This window comes from Chryseobacterium oleae (assembly GCF_900115055.1).
GTDB classification, from domain to species: Bacteria; Bacteroidota; Bacteroidia; order Flavobacteriales; family Weeksellaceae; genus Chryseobacterium; species Chryseobacterium oleae.
Genome location: NZ_FOVD01000001.1, coordinates 803,462 through 823,244, shown reverse-complemented (window position 1 = coordinate 823,244; position 19,783 = coordinate 803,462). Strand labels below are relative to the sequence as shown.

The following is a 19,783-nucleotide window of genomic DNA, read 5'->3' as shown; positions in this document are numbered from 1 at the left end:
AGATTGATATAAATCCCACAAGCGCGATCACAGCCATAGACAATCTGTATAAAAGATGCCATCACAAATTAGCCTGAAAAATCGTAAATTTGCCCCATGAATAACGATACGATTTGCGCACTGGCTACGGCCAATGGAGTAGGAGCTTTAGGCATTATCAGAGTTTCAGGGAACGATGCTTTACCGGTGGTTCAGAAAAGTTTTCCGGGCAAGAAACTGGAAAAGCAGCAGTCTCATACCATTCATTACGGTTATTTTATGGATGGGGAGGAAGCGATTGATGAAGTAATGCTTTCTATTTTCCTGGCTCCGAAAAGTTTTACGACAGAAAATTCTGTGGAAATTGCTTTTCACGGCTCGCCGCATATCGGAAAACGTATTCTGGAAACCCTGATCAAAAATGGGGCAAGAATGGCGAAAGCCGGTGAATTTACCCTTCGTGCATTCATCAACGGAAGAATTGATCTTTCGCAGGCGGAAGCTATTGCTGATGTCATTGCGTCTGAAAATGAAGCGTCCCGAAAAGTCGCCATCAACCAATTGAAAGGGGGAATTACCAATGAAATATCGATATTAAGGACTGATCTTCTGAATTTTGTTTCCCTGATCGAACTTGAACTGGATTTTGCTGAAGAAGATGTAGAATTTGCAGACCGCTCAGCGCTGAACGGGCTCTTAGATAAAATTGAGGTTAAACTAGATTCTCTGATTGAAAGTTTCCAATACGGAAATGCCATTAAAAACGGAACCGCGGTAGCCATTATCGGAAAACCGAATGCCGGAAAATCGACTTTGCTCAACTCTCTATTGAAAGAGGAGAGAGCCATTGTGAGTAATATTGCCGGAACCACAAGAGATACGATTGAAGAAATTCTGCATATTAAAGGTCATGCATTCCGTCTTATCGATACGGCCGGACTTCGTGAAACCGTAGATGAAATCGAAGCCATCGGGGTAAAGAAAGCCAAAGAAAAAGTGGAAAACGCGAATATTCTGGTCTACCTTGCAGATGCGGCTACCGAAGACTATTCCGAAGATATTGAAATGATCAGATCTTTACAGAGAGACGATCTGAAACTGATCATCTGTGCCACAAAAATAGATGAAGTCCTGCCTCCAAAATACGAAGCAGTAGAAGATATTTTCAGGAATGCCATCAGCCAGGACTTTGATTTTATCAGAATCTCAGCAGTTGAAAACCAAAATATTCAGGATCTGAAAAATGAATTGTCTTCTTACGTTGAGCAATTAAAATCCCAGGAAAATAACGTAGTCATCACGAATCAAAGACATTTTGAGGCCCTTCGCAAATCTCTGGATGCGACCCATAAAGTGAAAGAAGCTATTTCCTTCCAGATCTCTACAGAATTATTGGCCTATGAACTGAGAAACGCCTTAGAGCATCTTGGTGAAATATCCGGTGAAGTGACGAATGATGAGGTGTTGGGGAATATTTTTTCTAAGTTTTGTATCGGAAAATAGACGACGTTTTAGATTGTATATAGATTGCAATTACAATAATACGAAAAACCCTTTAAATGTAATGTTTAAAGGGTTTTTTATTTGCATTTTGTTTTGTTTCAAAATTTAATATTGCAGAATATATACATTCTATTTGTTTCTATTTCGTTTCTATGAATTTGATTTGGAATAAAATTTGTAATTTTATCGTTAAAAAACGTTACATTTTGAAACATTGGGAAACATGGAGAAACAATGTGAAACATTTTTAGGGAGAATTTAGTTGTTATGGAAGTCAATAAAATTTGTCAATTCTGCGGAAATAGATTTGTAGCTAAAAAGACTACAACAAAATGTTGTTCTGATGACTGTGCTAAGAAATTTTACAAAAAGAGAAAGCGTGATGAAAAGATTCAAGCGAGTAATAAGGATTTAGTAGTACAGATTAAAGGTTATGACATTGAAGAAATCCAAAAAAAGGAGTATCTATCCATCAAAGAAGTTATGCTTTTATTGAATATTAGCAGAACATCAATTTATCGAATGTTAAAAGATGGTAGATTAAGCAAATTAGAAGGCTTTAAATCGGTAAGAATTAGGAAAGTTGACTTGGATGTACTATTTAGGAAAAAAGGCGAAAATAACGAAGAAAAACAATATAATTTGCCATACTTCTGCGATGATAATTATTACACGATTAATGAAGCCTTGGACGCATTTAATGTGAGTTCGGGCTCTTTCTATTATTTGTGTAAAAAACATAATATTCCGAAAATCCCTAAAGGTAAAAATGTATATGTTCCCAAAAACTTAGTAAATACAATCTTCAATAATGAGTAAAAAAGTAACAGTATTAAAAAAACTTGTGAAAGGAAATAAGAGTAATCTTTCACTAAATTTTTATCCTCCTGTTTTTAACAGGAAGACTGGAAAAAAGACCCGTTATGAGAAAACTAGCTATTTCTTATACAATGAGTTTCAGAGTGAGATAGTTTCTTATACAGATGCGCATGGCAAGAAGCAATCAAGAGTTGAAACTGTTAAAGACAAAAATGGTAATCCTAAGAAATTAATCTTAACACCCGCTCAAAAACAGCATAACAGGGAAACTAATGAAATGGTTGAATTGTATAGAGCTAAAAGATTTAAAGAAGTCATCAATCCAGACATTTATACCGAAACAGAGTTGAGGGCTTTGGAGTTGGCAGAAAATAGAGGTAAAATCTTTACAGAATATTTTAAGGAAAAAGCCCAGAATGCAACCAGTTCCGAAGGAGCGTGGAGTGGTTGTTACGGACACTTTGTTAAGATTTATGGAAATATTCTGTTTCAAGATATAAACAAAGCTCTAATTGAAGATTTTAAATCCAAATTACTTAATGCTTATCAGTTAAGAAGTACAACACATAAAATTAGTAGAAATTCAGCTGCAAGCTACTTTATCAGATTTATGCAGGTTTTAGAAATGGCTTATGAAGAAAATTATCTTTCTAAAAGTTTTAAGGGACGTATAGAATGGATTGAAGAAGAAGAACCCATGAAAAACTTCTTAACATTAAATGAATGCAGAAAACTATTTACTACTGATTTTTCTGATGAAGTCTTAAAGAAATATTGCATTTTTGCCTTTTTAACAGGCTTGAGGCATAGTGATATTAATAATTTACAGTGGTGTGATGTTGTTGAAAGAGAGGGGATTAATTATATATATTTCAGGATGAAGAAAACCTCAGCTTTTCAGTATCATCCTATCTCGGAAGAAGCTGTAAAGCTAATGGGAGATAGAAAATTTAGAACAGATTTTGTATTCGATAGAATTGCATATCATTCACTTAATGATAATTTAAGGAAATGGTTATCAAAAGCTGAAATTGAAAAGAAAGTTACCTTTCACAATTTTAGAACTTCTTATGCAGTTGCACAATTAGAAGCAGGAGCTGATATTTATCTTATTTCAAAAATGCTTGGGCATAAAAATGTTTCAACAACTGAGATTTATGCAAAAATAGTTGATAAACGTAAGGCTAGTACAATTAATAATATAGTTTTAGGAATATGATAGAATTTTTACCTGTTTTAGATAATGATTTTGATTTCTCTCCGCTATTTCAACATTTTGAAGAAGGGAATAAAGATGAAGTAGAATTTGGTGTATATCCATTTTCAAACTTTAGGTATTTCTTTTGGGATAAAGAAAGGTTACGGACGAAAGGTTTAAATATTGATGAAAAGAAAATAGAAAGGTTTGATATGTTTGAAAAGATTTTTACCAGAGGTGATTATTTTTATCTTATTGCCTATCATTACTTTATTAATGTCAAGGAATATGAGTTTGAATACAAGGTTGAGGGAAGAATGAAAGTTGAAAATGAAAATGGAGAAATAACAATAGTTTCTTTTTTTGAACCATTATATAATGCCTTACTAAAGGAAAAAATTAAATCCCAAACATTACTTAGACATGAATACATTTTATCAAAAAATAAACACCTATACATAAATAAGCTTACTGAATTACTTTTCAATGATTATTATGATTTAGATGATGCGATTAGAAAAGAAAAAAATGTTTTCGCAAAATATGGGATTGCCATTAAGGAGGTTTATTTGGAGGTATTTAGAGATTTTTATTCCAATTTTGTCGATTACCTTACGACAGAAAATTTTGACGCTTTAAAAAAGCTTGTCTATCCGTCTAAAAAAGAAGTTCAATCTTTTAAACTTGCACCAAGAAAAAACTATAGAAATTTAAAAGATATGGAAGCTAGGGTACAAATTATAGATTCAATTAAGCAAACTCTAGTAGGTAGAGGATTTGTTTCTGAAATAACTACTTTTGAACAGATTGATGACCTCTTTAATAATAAAAGAAGAGAATTATCTAAAATAATCTGGTTAAAAGATATTACTGCTTTAGCAACATTTTATAAGATTATGGAAGAAGATACAATTGTACAGGACTCGGAAGATGAGCATTGGAAAATTTTATCTGATTACTTTATTCTGGAAAATGGTTCTGAAATTTCAAGGGAAGAACTTAAAAAGAAAAAGAAGTCAACAAATTTTAAAATGATAGATGATATTAGAAGTGTCTTTAATTTTCTGAAAATGATTGTTGCTTAATTTCGCTCCACCTTTGAAAAATTTTTAATTTTTTTTCAGTTTTTCCAATGAAATGTGACCTGATTTATCAAATTAAATTTTATTTTAAAATTTAATAAATTGAAAATCAAATATTTAAAACTCTTACTTTAAGGTGGGAGTTTTTTCGTTTTTGGCATACTCGCCAAGTTCTTGATGTAATCGTTTCATGATAAATCAAATCATGACGGCGAAATCCAGCCATAACGAAAATTTCGGTTTTATAATCGAAAAATTGGTGCAAAAAATAGTAACCAAACTATTTTCTGCTTATGTAACAAGATTAGATATTGTTAGTCGTATCGCACATACAAAAGAAGTTTTGACAACAAAAGAGGTTGCAGAACTTCTTGGAATGAATGAGAGGGTGGTCAGAGAGAAAATTAATTCTGGATTGATTCCTGCGTACAAACCTGAATTTGCAAATAAATTTCTTGTATTGAGAAGGGATTTAATGAAAGAGATTATGTCTGGACAGCAATACAAGACTCTTTCAATGATGAAAGCTGAGGTAAATGAAAATTTTGAGACCCAACAATTTGTATAATTTAAAAAATCTAAGATCATGACAAAAAAACCATTATCTAATAATAAAACAGCAAGAAAGCTAACTAGAAACGAAAAACAAAGAATTACAATTGCAAATTTAGCTTTGATCCCATCTGTAATCAAAGATTATATTGATGCGCTTATAAAAGCCTATAATCCGACTTTTACCTACAGGTTAAAAGCTGAGTTTTTCTATTATATCATTACAACGATAATAAAGCGCCAAAATACATATGAAAATAAAGCCCTTGAAAATATTCCTGTAGCGCTTAATGCAACGATTCTAAGGGGGATTAAATCCGATTATAATGAGTATATAGATTGGCTTATTGAGCAAGAAGTTATTTTCAAGGCTGAAAATTACGTGCATGGACTCTCTTCAAATAAATATTGCTTTGCAGATTTTGTTTTACCATCCTTAAAATTGGACTCCACCTCTGAAATAGTTGAAATGAAAGCTTTAGAATCTAGTAAAGTGATAGTTGCAAGATCAATTCAGGAATCTGACGTTTATGAAGAAAACAAGCACCTTTTAAAGTGGTTTAATGATGGTTTGGAGGTAGACTTTGAAAAGGCTGTAACCTATATAGAGGATTTATCATATCATGAAGGTGAGGTTGTTGATCTAACCCATAAGAAAGTTCATTGGAATCATCAAATATCAACTCTGCATCACAAGGCTTTTTATGCTACCCGAAATGAGGAAAGTGATTTTCGTTTACATACGGTTTTAACAAACTTGAAGAAAATATTTAAACCCTTTGTAACGTATGAGGGTCAAGAACTTGTAGGGTATGATCTAAAAAATTCGCAACCGTTTTTCTTGATATTTTTAATAGATTCTATTTTAAATAGTAATAGTAGAATAGATAATATATTAAGTAAAATATATAGTAAAAAGGTTTATAATACCTTTATGTTGCAGAAACTCCGTGAAGTCCTTTCTACAGAGGATTTCCAGAAAGAGTATGAGGTTTTTAAAACTTGGGTTCTCAATGGTGAAATTTATGAGAATATGGAAAGTATAATGAATCCTAAGAAACGTTTAGGCTCTTATTTTGCAAATAAATATATCGCTAGGAAAAAGGTAACTGAAAAGAAAAAAATGGATAATGTTAGAGCTTTGATGAAAGGAGTCATTTTCACTTTATTTTTTAGTGGTGTAAATACTAGAAACTCAGATTACAAAACTTTTAAAAAAGTTTTCCCAAATTTGGTTACAGTAATAGAGCTGTTTAAGAAGAATGCTAATGCTAATTTTTCTAAACTGTTGCAAAATATTGAATCAGAATGTATAATTGATTTTGTATCAAAGAAAATAGCCAAAGAGTATCCAGAAATGCCGTTATTTTCGATTCATGACTCTTTGTCTACAATAGAAAGTTACGCTCATGTTTTAGAGGATTTGATGCATAAATACGTCTTTGAATATACAGGTTTAATGCCGAAGATAGAAGAAGAAAGATGGAAGAAATTTGATTATCAGATTGACTATAAAAAGAAAGTGGAATTACATCCAGAATGGTATTAAATATTCCAAACTATTTTTACTAAGTAATTTACGGTTAGCCGTAATTTGTATTTTTGAATTAAATGTATATTTGCCTATTAACTAAAAATCATGGATGAAAATTTAACCGAAATAAGATACCAATTTTTTTCATTAAAATTTACCCCACTAAATGGAGTAAATAAAACTAGTAAGGATATTGTATTTGATATAGTAACATTTATATCAAATAAATTATTTAATGAAAAGCAAGGTTATTTGATAGATAGGCATCATGCTAGACCTAATAAACGAAGAGAAATATTCATGGATAGGGCGGTAATACTTGCTAGAGAAAGAAGATTACGATGCTCAATGGCTCTCTTGAGGAATAAAAATCCTTTGATAAAACCACATGAAGAATTTAAGTTGGTTCCCATAACAGATATGGGAAGTGTTGCCGAACAAACTAATTTTTTCATTGATTACAGTAGAGACCCTGTAATTATATGTTGTGAATATCATCATGAGGGACCAAGAATTTCCGACATAGAGTATTATTTTAGAAATATAGCTCATAGAGAACTAAGATCTAGTAAGGCTACTAAAGTTGATTCATTCTTAGATGCACCAATTGAAGAGGTATTGTCAAAAATGAAAAATGTATTGAATTTTACGATTAAAGTTGATCCTAAAGATTTAAATAGATTAACAAATGACGTTCATAATCAATATTTTTCAGGGATGAGAAGTTTAAGTAATATGATGGAGCCAAGATTTTTAAGAATTGAAGCTTACTTTCAATCGCCTGGAAGCAAGTTTAAAAGTAAAGCAGTAAATACAAAAGCTAATAGTATGGTTAAAGATTTATTAACTAAGATTAAAGGCAGCAAAATTGACATAGATACATTTAAAGATTTTAGGTTTGAATACGAAGACAAAGATGGGATGGAAGAAGTTTTTAATTTACTTAGTGGTAAAAAAGAAATAGTTCTTAATGTTGACCTAAGTCAGAGAATTTCTTCAACGAAATGGTATGAATTAATAAAAAATGATTTAGATGATTTTATACAAGATTTATGATATTAGATAAATATTTCACTCGACCTGTCTTTTGGGATTTTTGTATTTCTATAATTGTAACATTATTTGTTTTTTATGCTATTGGAAATAATTGGATTAAACTACCAAAGGTAGCAGATACTTATAGTTTAACAGGTGATTTAACAAATATTGCTTTAACCTTAGCTGGATTTATTTTAACAATATTGACTGTATTAATAACATTTAAAGATAATTCTGCATCAAGGTCTGGAAATATTGAGGAATCAGCTTTTGGACGTTTTTTTGCATCGGATTTTTATTATGAAACAGTAAAGCATTTAAAGAACTGTATTAAGGAAATAATTACAATTGCAAGCATAGGATTCTTTATTAAATTATTCGTTCCAGAAAATTATAGACCTTATTTCTTTTATTACAATGCGTTTGGTGTAATGATTACTATTTTTACTGTGTGGAGATGTTTAATTATATTGAGTAAAATCTTAGTTCTGCAAAGAAACAATAATACTGAAGAATAAAAGATTTTTGAAGGATTATTTAAAGTAGACTATTTTCTAATGCTTATAATTCAACAAAATAGAGAAGAAGACTTTTTTGTTATATTTGTGAAAACTAATTAAATGAAACCAAAAATTTTTATAGGTTCATCTGTTGAATCGCTGGAAATAGCTAATAATTTACAGGTTCTTTTAGAGCATCAATCTACTCCTACTGTTTGGTCACAAGGAATATTTGAGCTAAATTCCTCTGCACTTGATAGTTTAATAAAAGCAGTTGATAATACAGATTATGCTATTTTCGTTTTCAAGCCTGAAGATATTGCCATAATGAGGGACTCTAGACATAACGTAGTTAGGGATAATGTTATTTTTGAACTAGGATTATTTCTAGGTAGATTAGGCAAAGAAAGGGTGTTCTTTGTGGCTCCACGAAATGCTGATAACTTCCATCTACCAACCGATCTATTAGGCATTACATATGGGAAATATGACTCAGAAAGACCTGATGGAAATTTACAAGCAGCGCTGGCACCATTCATTACAAGTATTTCACCAAAATTAAAGGAATTTGTATTTGATAATCTAAATGATCTTCAAGATGAGAACTTAGCAATAAAGAAAATAGCTCTAGAAAAGAAAGAGTTTTGGCAATATTATTTGACAGCAGAGTTAGTAAAAGATAGAATGATAGAAGTTACCTCAAGGTTTGAAGATATTGAAAATGGTTTTGTCTATGAGTCAACAAGATCATTAAATAGTGCAGAGTATATTATTTTTGTGAAAGACAGGCTAATTGATATTACGAAATTTTTAGACGTTTTCCAACAACTTTTTGGAGTAGAATTAGGAAAAGCATATCAAATAAAAGATGATCAAGCAAAAATATTAGCAATAAAATCTACAATTGATAAATTAACAAATGCTTGCAAGAGATTATTGAATTGGGAAATTGAACTTATTTCGGTTACACCACCTTCACAGATGATAAATATACCTAGATATATGAAAGGTTGGAGTAAGTCAATTATAGATAAGTTAATAATGTTTCCAAATATGGTTTATGAGCGTGTCAATCACGAATATATAACAGAAAATAAAAAAGTTGATTTAATATTAGTATTTGATAGTTTGCCTAATTCCGACCAGTTTAATGAAGAGTTCGCACGAGTGATAGCAGAAATGAATTAAGATAGCCTATTTTGCTTTTTTAGCATTTAAAAATATTTAGTAATCAATATTAATTGAATATTTATTCTTAGCATGAAAATATATTGGTAAAATTTGATTAACCATAAGGAAAAATAATGCTATAAATTGATAATCGCTTTTGATTTAGGAGGCAGTCTTATGATTGACTAAATAGCTAAACCAATCATTAAAAGTCATAAGAGAAAAATTCCTGTTTTTAGCGTTCACGACTGTATAGTCACTACAGAAGAAAATATTCCAGTTGTAACTGAACAAATTGAATTGGTATTTTACAACAATTTCGGTAATGTGCCGAGAATCTCAATTGATTAATATTACGGTTCTACTAAAGTGTCATGTAGTGTTTTTAAGGTAGTTTTTAGTGTACTTAACTTAACCATGTTAGTTATAGATTTGCCATGATGTGGAATTCAGTATGATTTTCGATATGTTTAAATCAAATGCAATAAACACTATTTCAATTAGATAAGATAATGTTCCACTGCTATGTAAAGCTGTCAATATGATAAAAAAAACAGGCTTAATTTGAGCCAGTTTTTTTTATTTACGCTTAATATATTTATAAATTCACTCAAAATTTATATAAATTATCTAACTGGCATTTTCTTTATTGGTTTTAATTTACTATGAATTTGGATTACTTCGGTTATAATGTATGGAAGAAATATAAGAGAGTATTTTTTTTTCATTTTTATATCTGCAAATATTTCGCTTCTAATATTGTGGCTATCTCTTGAAGAAGCTCTATAAGGGTCTTTGTCACAAAGTTCTGGCTTTGACTCCACGACATGAACCCTACAAGCAAGAGGTCTATTACTATATATAGCACATAAATTATCTACTAATAAAGGACATTGATGCTTATTTGATAAGTCTAATTCCATTAATCTTACAATGGTATCTTTTTCATCTAATACTTTATTTTCAGGAGTATTTTGGTTGAAAAAATTAAACCAACTTTCTAAATTCAGCTTTATAATTGCCTTCATTTCGTCGCTTAGCTTATTAACTGCGTTTTTTATTGCTTGTTTTTCAAAATCAAATACCTCAATTAATTGATAACAACAAAAAGAGCATCCAACATTGCAACAGTTATTTATTTGGTTTACTGCAAAATCAGTTTTCTTTTTAAGTGTTATGAATTGGTTTTCTTTCATATCAATGTTTTTCGTATATGGGTTTTAAATCAATTATCCACGTCGCATTTATAGAATTGGTATAATTTTCATCTTCTAACTCTGGAGAGTCATTATCTAATAGTAATGTTCTTGTTGTCACCAAAAATGAATGTGTTTTAAAATCTTTTACTATATCCCTATACCCATTATAAAAAAATGATAAATCGAGTTTATCACCAACAACAGGTATATACTTATAAAAAGTATTAAAAATATTATCAAGCAATGTATTTCTTTCAAAATCATTCCAATAAGAGATTATCTCAGGAGAAACATTAGCTTTTATAGATTCTATAATATTAAAATGTATTATAACAGTTTCATTAGATTGAGCTTTCATTTATTTTAATTATTTTTGGTGATTTGATGATGAATTATTATTGCCTGTATTTATAGAGTTTCCATCGCCATTATTATTAATTATGGTTTGGTGCATAATACTTGTAATTTCATCATTTTTGGACTTCAAATCCTTTATTTCAACACTTTCTCCAAATTCTGTTTCTATGGCAAGCATGAAGTCAAGAAGCTTGCTTCTCACACTTGAAATAATTGCAACAATACTTGACTGAGAAATTATCTTATTACAAGATATTATACTTAAATACGGATTACCCATTGCTTTCCAATTTTCTTCTAGCATATGCACTATTTCACGTCTAAGTGGAGTTCCTAAATGCCCACCCCCATCTAATTGTAATAGACTTTCTAAAGCGCTAATACTATCAGGGAAATTTGTATTTCTAAGAGACTCCTCAAATTCGTTATCAAGATTCATTGTAGGTATTTCATAATCTGTATATTTCATATTTCCATTTAATACATTTCCTTTTAATGCATTCCAAATATTCTTCCTATACTCAGGCAAATCATCTAAATTATTATAACCCGAAAGCTCAGCATTAGTCCATTTCAAAAGCTGTTGATTTCCTATTCTGCTTGCTAATACCTTTGTTTTTAATAAAGCTCCATTTAAGGAACTTTTATCATCAATTAATTCGTTTACAATTTGGCTAATTAAATTCATCAAATGCTCTTAAAGATTAAACAATACCAAAATATCCTTTTACTAAAGTTGCTAATAAATTAACAGTAATTCCAGTACTAATCTTACCAATGCCGTTTAGAGATTTATTCATAATATTTGTTATCCAACTATTTGCTCTCGTTCCAAGTCTGTTATTTTCTAAATCTGGCGTTTCCTCAGAAACAATCGTAGAAATTTCCTGAATATCAATCTCATCTATCCCTTGATTTCTCAATTCTTCTTGAAGGCTCTTTAAATCGCCTTTATTGATTTGAACGTTATTTTCAATTTTATTGTGATTACCTGTATTAATTAAATTACCGTCTCCGTTGTTGTTAATTGTTGTACTCATATAATTATTTATTGTTTGATTATTAATTTCTGGGTTTTTATTAAATGTTTCTATTTCAATGTAATATCCGAATTCTTTTGCAATACTCATTACAAAATCCAAAAGCTTTGTTCTAATGGCATTTGGAATTTCTACGATTATATTTTTACTTGTGCATAATGTAGCTCCGACTACATCAATCCTAACATCAGATTGGTATAGTTTTCTTGCGGGTGTTTGTAAAATTCTCAACATTTCCATTGGAAAAGCAACTCCAATCTCTTTATTAGAGTCTCCATCTAAAGTTGCTTCCTTTCCAAGCTGTTCAATTGAAGAAATTCCTTCTCTTACTTTTACATATTTATATATACTTTTAAAGGGCTCTTCCAACATCGAAACAGGTAAAACTCCATGATGTGTATGGGTATAAGCTTGCATTTCTATCCTGAGTTTTCCTATTGATTTTCTATATTCAGGAACTTCTTCATTCACATTATACCCGTTTAATTCTTTGCTTGTATAATTTATAAGCTCATCATTATTGATTAGTCGTCCGAAATATGAAAGCTTCATCAATGCAGAAGATAGGGATTTTTCTGCATTGACAATATCTTCAATTACTTCCTGCAATGGAAATGTCGTTTTCATTATTACTTTAATATTTAAAATTTCAAACCGAATTATTTCTGCAACCTCTTATCTTCATACTTTGCCCTCTCTGTCTTCAAAGAAACCAACCAATCTAAATACATTTCTTCAGGCATACTGCGATAGCCTATTTTATGAATGTGGGTATATTCTTTATTCATCAGATCAAATAGTTCCTTAGCTTTTGGATTGGATAATGTAGTATGAATATCTTTTGTATTTTGTTCTTTCATCAGTTTTTTAAACTGCTTTGTATGGGTTTCGGCCTGTAATATCAGAGCATTAGCTAAATAGGGGTGTATCTGGATTGCTTTCTTTGCACATTTCAAAGAAAAGCTTCCGTCATTATCGGGAAAACTCCTATTGTAAGCGTTAGCCAAATCTACTAATAGGAGTGCAAGACTTTCCTTATTGTTTAGAGCTTTCATAAATACCCCATTTTTAATGGCATCCAAATGAATATATCCCGATGCTGACAGCCACGCATCAATCGGGAAAATCCCACTGGTAAGCTCTGTATTGTACCAGCCGAGAGATTTAATGTTATGCTTAATATAAACATGATTTGGAGCAAGTGCTAAATTAGCATCAACTCCCATTTCTTCTGCTAAAATCTTATAGAGATATGGCATTGAGTTACAGTTACCTTTTTGAGTTTCTAATAATTTTGACACAAAAAGATTAGATAGTTCTTTATGCCCGAATACATCTTCAAAATCATAAGTAAAGGGTTTATATCTCAAAGTATCTTGACCTACAATTACAGGGGTCGCCTGACATAATACTGTATAAATAGCAGCATATTTATTTACTTTGGTTTCGTCCTTTTCAGAATAACTAAGTTTTCTATTATTTAATAAAAGATTACAAAAATGTTTTAGAAATTTAATTTTGTTATTTAATTGTATTGTGTCGTATTTTCCTTGATAATAAGCATTTTCGACACTATAAACACCTTCTTTAAAACTATACTGTTGTTTATCAGTAAGCATATTATCTAATGTTTGGTATGCATCAGAATAAAATTTATTTTCCTGAGCATTGAACAGAAAAAAAGAATTAAAAAAAAGTATTATTAAAATGTTTTTTTTCAATTTGTTGTATTATTTGTTGTTTTAAAATTATACAAATCCCCTCCATCCTTAGTACATTGAATAAATATTCTTTTAGGAATACTATCATTTAGGCTAACTTTTGTAGTTTGATTACAAACATCATTTTTATAATCAAATATTAAATCTTTATTATTTTCTATTTTATTAGGAACTGCCAAAGCAGACCCCACATAGTAAAACCCTACTAGTTTATTGTTATTGTAGATATATACACTTCCGCTCCCTCGTTTTGCATCTTCGTATAACCCTGTATAGTTAATGTTGCTAAGTATTTTTAATGTGTCTTTCTTAGAAGTGTAAACACTTCCTAGATATTTGATTACTTGCTGGTCGATCTCTTTACCCATTTTACTAAATTCATAATCTTGATTAGGATTATTTTCTTGTAAAACCAGTAAGCGACAACGCTCATAGTAATCAATGTTATTATTGTCTGTTTTTTTTGTAGTAGCTTTTTCACACCCTATTAGAACTGTAAAAAATGTAATTATTATACTTAATTTTTTCATAATATTAATAATCTGAAGGAGTTGGTTTTTTTGATTCTTTTTGCATTTTGCTAACACTTTGTAAGTAACCAGCTACGCCACCACCATTATATTGTTCAACAGCCTTTGGCCAACCCTGAAAATTAAATGTCGATTTACCTGTTTTCGCATCGTATCCAACACCACCTTTAAATCCTTTTGTTCCTAAAATTCTTGTTCCTGCAAATAAAGAATTTGTAACACTTGCTCCTTCTCCAAATTTTAATCCATATTTAGATTTCATTTCCCCTCCATGCCAATCGCCTTTAACATTACTCTGCATTATATCTGTTTCACCTTTTGCCCCTGCATTAGATTCTTGAACTGTCATTGCTTTAACTAAGGTTGGATCTAAATCAGACATACCCTTTAAAGCATCTTTAGGTATTGCATTTCCTCCTTCAGTAAATAAATCTAATGCTCCTGAATTTTTAGCCTGGTTAAAATATCCAACTCTTGCAGCAATTTGATAATCATTTGTTTGATATTCAGCACCTGAAACATCTTCTGTGCCTCTTGTTTGAATTATATTTGGCATTGGTACTTCTTTCCATCCAGCAGAATTTCTTTGGGGATAATCACTCGCATTTGCAGTCGCCTGAATGTAAGTTTTAAACTGTGTATGACTTTTAATTCTATGCACTTCTTGACCATTATTATTAATATAAACAATATCAAGAGGAGCCATTCCATCAGGATCAATATTTCTTAAAGGATTATTCTTAGCATAATTATAAGGTGACCAACTCGGAAATTCTTCACTTAAAGGATCAGGCGAAATCCAACGTCCATGTGTATCACCTATAGGTTGAGCATCTGGATCAGATAAATCGACTTCTCTTATTTCAATGATATTTCCTGTTTTTTTATTATATCTTACAGAACCTATTACTACAATACTGTCCGTATCGTGAAATTCAAGATATTTACCCTTGCTCAATGTTGCAATCTTTGGATAGACCCCATATTTAGCAAAAGGGTTTCCAACTGCAATATTCTTTCTACGTCTTTCTGCTTCCTGTGGTGTCAATGAATCCTTAGTTTTTAATACTTCATCCATATAAGGACGGTTTCTCTCTTCCTTTGTCAACTTTACAGGATTTACCCATTTTTTTTCAACTTTGGGGTTTTGCTTCGTCTGGGTTTTCTTAACCTGTGCCTGTGTAAAGCCTGTTATTACTGCAAAAGCAATCAATAATATTCTTTTCATAGTCATTTGTTTTACTTACTAAAGTTATTTATTAATTTTTTATACTTAATCATTTGGTTTATAATTTATTTGGGTCAATTGGGAAGTATTTTGGTGATTCGTTTTTCTTTTTTATCTCTTGTGCTTTTTTCACATCTTCCTGCTGTTGCTTTTCTTTCTGCTTTTGAATTTGATACAAATGGATTTTTTGTGCGAGTGCTTCGCTTTCCTGTTTGTTCTTCTCTGTTTTCAGACTTGCCAACCATGATTCATAGGCGTATGCAGGCATTTCGGTATAGCCAAGTTCTTCTATTTTATTAAATTGCTGATTAACATCATTTAACTGTTCAACAGCCTTTGGAAAATATCCAATTCTTTGTAAATCTTGTCTATTTTCTGGATTGATCCCTAAGTTTTTCATTACATAGGCAAATCTTGCCTGACTTACATTTGCCTTTTCCATGTTCGGAGCAAGTCCGTTCGGATAGAATTTTAATGCTTTTTGTATTACTTTGTCTACAAACTCGTCATATCCAAATTTTTTGACATACCCTCTCGCCAAATCGAAATAAGCCATTCCCAATAATTCTTTTTTGGAAAGATTTTCCATATAAATTTTATTCTGTAAAGCTTCAGACTTGATATATCCAGATTCTAATAATGATGTATCCGTTGAAAACATACCATTGGTGAGTTCAATATTCCTGTATTGTCCCTCATCATCCATAAAACGAACATAGGAGTGATTCGGAGCTAATGACAAATACGCTTCAGTTCCCATGGCTTCTGCGATAATTAGGTACAGTAATGGCATGGAGTGGCATTGCCCAGAACCCGTATTTAACAGTTTGGAAACAAACATTTTTGAATAATCTTTCTCGCCCATATAATCCTTAAAATCATATTCAAAGGCTTTGTGAGTTGCACCTCCCAGCCTCATATCTTTAGAAAAATACTCAAATAACATCAGGTTTTTAGAAACATTGCTTTCCGTGTCCTGTTTCCGTTCTTTTATTTTTTGTAACAGTTGCTTAGCTGTTTTCTGAATTCCTGATTTGAAACCTTTTAAATCTTTTTTATTATCATAAAAAGCATTTTCTACGGTGAAATTGGCATCTACTAATGAGTAATTTTCGGAATCCATTCCAGAAAGTTTTCTAAAAGCATCATAATATGCTTGTGTTCCTACTTTATTTGATAATGAGGGCATATCATACGACATATTTCTACCATTTCCTATCCATTCACTGAAATGTGCTTCCCGAACTTCTGCCATATCTCGCTCTATATCCTGCATAACAGCATTGCTCTGTAGCTTTGCTTGTGTTCCATAGTCACTTTGTTGTTGTACGGAGTTTGAACGATTCGGTATGGTTGGGAGGTAGCTTCTTTGAGAACTTCTGCCATTTGCTGTACTACTAAAATTATTACTGGAATAATTACCTAAACTACTCGTCTGTGGTCTGGAAATAGTAGGTAAGTTTGGAATTTGTGCAAATCCTAACTGATACATACATAGTAAGATAGTGGTAAAATAAATTTTTCGCATTGCATTGGTGTGTTATAGTTGCAATTATAATAAAAATAGGTCAATAATTATATAGTATTTTCCCTATACTTTGAATTAATATCTTTTTCCTGTGGTAAATGTAATTCTACAAAACGTCAAAACCTGTCGTATTACAAACAGGCTTTGAACGATTTAACATTTTTCCCTTTTGAAATGTTTTTTGATTGCATTGATGATGAATTTCAAAACTTTCATAAAGTAATAAGCACAACCCGTGTACAAAATAAGTATTGAAACCATTATCAAAATAAGCGATACATCATCCCAAATGCTGTATGGTCTAAATTTGATTGCTGGAAAACAAGTTGTTTGCGCTTGTAATGGCAGTATCATTTTGCGTTATTAAAAGGACTTTTCCCCTCGCGCATAAAAACTGTACCCATCTTTTGATATTGGATTGGCTCTTGTTTTACGCATACCGTATAAATCCCACTTCCAAAACCGTTTTGCGCTCGGATAATGATTACTTCTTTTTCGCTAACTCCATTGTCGATAGCTACAAACTTTTTGAGACGGTTGTTTTTAATTGGCTCTTTGAAATCCTTTGGTAAATCACACTCTTTGGCAATTTGCGATTCTTTCGGCTTTTCTTCCTGTGCAAAATAAAGAGTTGGGAATGCGAACATTAAAGTAAAAATTAATTTTTTCATTGTAATTATTTTTGATTGTTAATAGTTGTGTTTGACTTACTGTTTTTAGAAAACAGTCTTTTATAGATGTACATAAGTAACAGAATAATAAGGGGAAGGATTACATACATAACGTATTCTTGATGATCGTAGTAGCCCCAGATTCCAATAAATCCATCATAAACGTAACTTCCCTTGTAGGTTTTATAGGTAAAGGTATGGAAAGGGTAAAAGTGAGTAGCTGGTGAGTAGTTAACATCACATAAAGGGCAGGGAATATAATCAGGGGTAATTAGATAATACTCTTCATAGATTACAATTCCCTCACCTCGTAGAGTATTTGTGTACATAGGATGCCAATTTGTGAGATAGCTTACATATCCGATTGTATTGAATATGATCCAGAAGAATAAGAATTTTTGTTGTTTGATGCTTAATATCATTGTTTCTATTTGTTTGATTTTGGGCAACAAAGAAAGCGAGGGCAAATCCACGCTTTAATTCAGTAGGTCGGCTAAAACCTCAAACAATAAAACAGGATAGCCACTCGCCATATAGCAAGTGTGCTAAACTTGTTTTGCCTATTGTTTGATTTGTAAATTAGCCGTTTACTGAACAAAGCAAAAAAGTTCTCACTTTTTTCGTTGATGTCTTCTAAAATAGCTTGATAGCTTTTTAGATAAATTTTTCTATATCAATAATTAAACCGTTTTAAATTTCATGAAATGCAAAAATGATAAAAAAAATCAATATTCTGAAACTGATTTTGTGTTTATATTAATTTTTTCTGTTGAAGTGAAATCATGAAAAAATCGAAATCATCACTCCATTGTTTTATTTCGTCTTCTAAACTATCTCTATTATCAACATATTTTAAAGCTAATAAGTAAGTAAACCCCTTGAAAAAACTTTCAAGCTTAGTAGAGTGTCTTCCAAAATCATAACAAAACTTAATAGCTTCTTCTCCTGTTGACTTATTATTTAAATATGTAGCCCAAAAATTGTGTGCGAGTAAATTTCTTTTCTTCAGATAAGAATTTAATTCGTCTTCAATGATTAATTTTGGATTAAGTTTTAATATCCTAAAAATCTCTCCAAGTGTTTTCTTTCCTTTGGATTTTGAAGCTGATTCAAGAAATTCTGATGTGGTTAAGCCATAAAAGTCATTGTCAAATTCTACAAGATATTCAAGAAGTTTACTTGAAATAAATTCAACTCTCTGTGCTGAAACTAATGCCATTCCAATTCTTGAATAAACAAAATTTACATCTGTCATAATACTAATTATTTTTTCTTCTTTTTAAAATATATTCTTGTAATGACTCGGTTTCCCATTCCTCATTTTTTGAAGAAAATCTAACATAAGATGTATGCTCATATTTTTCATTCGGTTTTTGTTCCTTCAAAAACTCCAACATTTTATCAAGCGATTTATCAATAAGTTCATCGCTTAACTCTCCGCTCAGCTCAAAATTATAACTTGTATTATCATCTAAAATAGCATTGATTCCAAATTTAATGGGTTTCTTTATTATATCATCTTTTGTAATTTGATTGTATTCCTTATTTTTAAGTTTGTCCCTTGTATAGATAAAAATTGCTTTTAACGATTCCCATACTACATTTTTTCCAATGTGTTGAATCGTTTCTCGCAAAAAGATGGAAGATAAGGATAGGGTATAAAATGCTTCAAGCGAAAAATCTGTAAGAGAATTTGTAATTTGTCCGTTATAGCTGATATGTTTAAAGTCAATGTCCAAATTATCAAACTTCTCTTCAATGAACTTTAAATCATTTTCATCTAACCCTCCTAAATACCTAAGTAGCAATTTATTGTTTAATGTGTTTTCTGACATTCTATTTTTTTTCAATATTTTCAAATATACTTAATATATCTCCAATTAAGAGGTATCTAAGCAAAAGTACCCCGCCATAGGGCAAGTTTTCGATATTACCCCCACCTGTTGAAAGTTGGTCAAAAGTTTTCGGACAGACCTAAACTCCAACCCTTTTTTTGAATATTTTTAGACTACGGGGTAGATTTAGAACACTTTTCAAAACCTTTCACACGCTTTCAAAATATTTTTGCTATTTCATTGAATATCACCCTATTTTTAGAATATTTGGCACAGTTTTCGACTACTATAAACCAACA

20 protein-coding genes are annotated in these 19,783 nt (G+C 31.0%); 9 read left to right on the top strand and 11 right to left on the bottom strand.

Going from position 1 to position 19,783, the window contains the following annotated elements:
- Window positions 1-96 precede the first annotated feature (96 nt).
- The 9 genes from mnmE to BM143_RS03570 all read left to right on the top strand — a co-directional run bounded on the left by mnmE (window position 97) and on the right by BM143_RS03570 (window position 9,393).
- Window positions 97-1,482, top strand: a complete 1,386-nt coding sequence (gene mnmE / locus BM143_RS03610) for a tRNA uridine-5-carboxymethylaminomethyl(34) synthesis GTPase MnmE (RefSeq protein WP_090023063.1) — start codon at window positions 97-99, stop codon at window positions 1,480-1,482.
- Between the two features lie 267 nt (window positions 1,483-1,749).
- Complete coding sequence (locus tag BM143_RS03605) at window positions 1,750-2,301, top strand: helix-turn-helix domain-containing protein (protein WP_090023061.1); 552 nt, start codon at window positions 1,750-1,752, stop codon at window positions 2,299-2,301.
- On the top strand, window positions 2,294-3,520 hold the full coding sequence (locus tag BM143_RS03600) for a tyrosine-type recombinase/integrase (RefSeq protein WP_090023059.1): 1,227 nt from the start codon (window positions 2,294-2,296) through the stop codon (window positions 3,518-3,520). The genes BM143_RS03605 and BM143_RS03600 overlap by 8 nt, the downstream gene beginning before the upstream one ends.
- Window positions 3,517-4,584, top strand: coding sequence for a hypothetical protein (locus BM143_RS03595; RefSeq protein ID WP_090023057.1), 1,068 nt, complete (start codon window positions 3,517-3,519; stop codon window positions 4,582-4,584). The genes BM143_RS03600 and BM143_RS03595 overlap by 4 nt, the downstream gene beginning before the upstream one ends.
- 202 nt (window positions 4,585-4,786) lie before the next feature.
- Window positions 4,787-5,149, top strand: a complete 363-nt coding sequence (locus tag BM143_RS03590; protein ID WP_167375236.1) for a helix-turn-helix domain-containing protein — start codon at window positions 4,787-4,789, stop codon at window positions 5,147-5,149.
- Between the two features lie 18 nt (window positions 5,150-5,167).
- Window positions 5,168-6,682 (top strand): hypothetical protein, encoded by a 1,515-nt coding sequence (locus BM143_RS03585; RefSeq protein ID WP_090023053.1) that lies wholly within the window; start codon window positions 5,168-5,170, stop codon window positions 6,680-6,682.
- 90 nt (window positions 6,683-6,772) lie between these two features.
- Window positions 6,773-7,723: a hypothetical protein gene (locus BM143_RS03580; protein ID WP_090023050.1), complete on the top strand. Its 951-nt coding sequence runs from the start codon at window positions 6,773-6,775 to the stop codon at window positions 7,721-7,723.
- The gene (locus BM143_RS03575; protein WP_090023048.1) at window positions 7,720-8,223 is read left to right on the top strand and encodes a hypothetical protein; all 504 of its coding nucleotides are present in this window, start codon (window positions 7,720-7,722) and stop codon (window positions 8,221-8,223) included. The genes BM143_RS03580 and BM143_RS03575 overlap by 4 nt, the downstream gene beginning before the upstream one ends.
- A gap of 102 nt (window positions 8,224-8,325) precedes the next feature.
- Window positions 8,326-9,393 (top strand): nucleotide-binding protein, encoded by a 1,068-nt coding sequence (locus tag BM143_RS03570; RefSeq protein WP_090023046.1) that lies wholly within the window; start codon window positions 8,326-8,328, stop codon window positions 9,391-9,393.
- A gap of 608 nt (window positions 9,394-10,001) precedes the next feature.
- Here the strand turns inward: BM143_RS03570 and BM143_RS03565 are convergent.
- From BM143_RS03565 to BM143_RS03505, 11 genes are all read right to left on the bottom strand, one after another.
- Window positions 10,002-10,571: a YkgJ family cysteine cluster protein gene (locus tag BM143_RS03565; protein WP_090023044.1), complete on the bottom strand. Its 570-nt coding sequence runs from the start codon at window positions 10,569-10,571 to the stop codon at window positions 10,002-10,004.
- A gap of 1 nt (window position 10,572) precedes the next feature.
- On the bottom strand, window positions 10,573-10,932 hold the full coding sequence (locus tag BM143_RS03560; RefSeq protein ID WP_090023042.1) for a hypothetical protein: 360 nt from the start codon (window positions 10,930-10,932) through the stop codon (window positions 10,573-10,575).
- A 9-nt stretch (window positions 10,933-10,941) separates the two neighbouring features.
- Entirely contained in the window at window positions 10,942-11,619 is a 678-nt protein-coding gene (locus BM143_RS03555; RefSeq protein ID WP_090023040.1) for an AbiTii domain-containing protein, read from the bottom strand.
- A gap of 16 nt (window positions 11,620-11,635) precedes the next feature.
- Complete coding sequence (locus BM143_RS03550; protein WP_090023038.1) at window positions 11,636-12,598, bottom strand: AbiTii domain-containing protein; 963 nt, start codon at window positions 12,596-12,598, stop codon at window positions 11,636-11,638.
- 32 nt (window positions 12,599-12,630) lie between these two features.
- The gene (locus BM143_RS03545; protein WP_228430684.1) at window positions 12,631-13,692 is read right to left on the bottom strand and encodes a hypothetical protein; all 1,062 of its coding nucleotides are present in this window, start codon (window positions 13,690-13,692) and stop codon (window positions 12,631-12,633) included.
- Entirely contained in the window at window positions 13,689-14,222 is a 534-nt protein-coding gene (locus BM143_RS03540) for a hypothetical protein (RefSeq protein WP_090023036.1), read from the bottom strand. Before BM143_RS03540 ends, BM143_RS03545 begins: the two co-directional genes overlap by 4 nt.
- Window positions 14,223-14,226: 4 nt before the next feature.
- Window positions 14,227-15,450, bottom strand: a complete 1,224-nt coding sequence (locus BM143_RS03535; RefSeq protein ID WP_090023034.1) for an RHS repeat-associated core domain-containing protein — start codon at window positions 15,448-15,450, stop codon at window positions 14,227-14,229.
- Window positions 15,451-15,508: 58 nt separating this feature from the next.
- On the bottom strand, window positions 15,509-16,942 hold the full coding sequence (locus BM143_RS03530) for a hypothetical protein (RefSeq protein WP_139221977.1): 1,434 nt from the start codon (window positions 16,940-16,942) through the stop codon (window positions 15,509-15,511).
- 386 nt (window positions 16,943-17,328) lie between these two features.
- Entirely contained in the window at window positions 17,329-17,649 is a 321-nt protein-coding gene (locus BM143_RS03520; RefSeq protein WP_139221976.1) for a hypothetical protein, read from the bottom strand.
- Between the two features lie 751 nt (window positions 17,650-18,400).
- A complete protein-coding gene (locus BM143_RS03510; protein WP_090023023.1) occupies window positions 18,401-18,904 on the bottom strand; it encodes a hypothetical protein in 504 nt (167 codons plus the stop codon).
- 4 nt (window positions 18,905-18,908) lie between these two features.
- Window positions 18,909-19,484, bottom strand: a complete 576-nt coding sequence (locus BM143_RS03505; RefSeq protein WP_090023021.1) for a hypothetical protein — start codon at window positions 19,482-19,484, stop codon at window positions 18,909-18,911.
- Between the last annotated feature and the right edge of the window lie 299 nt (window positions 19,485-19,783).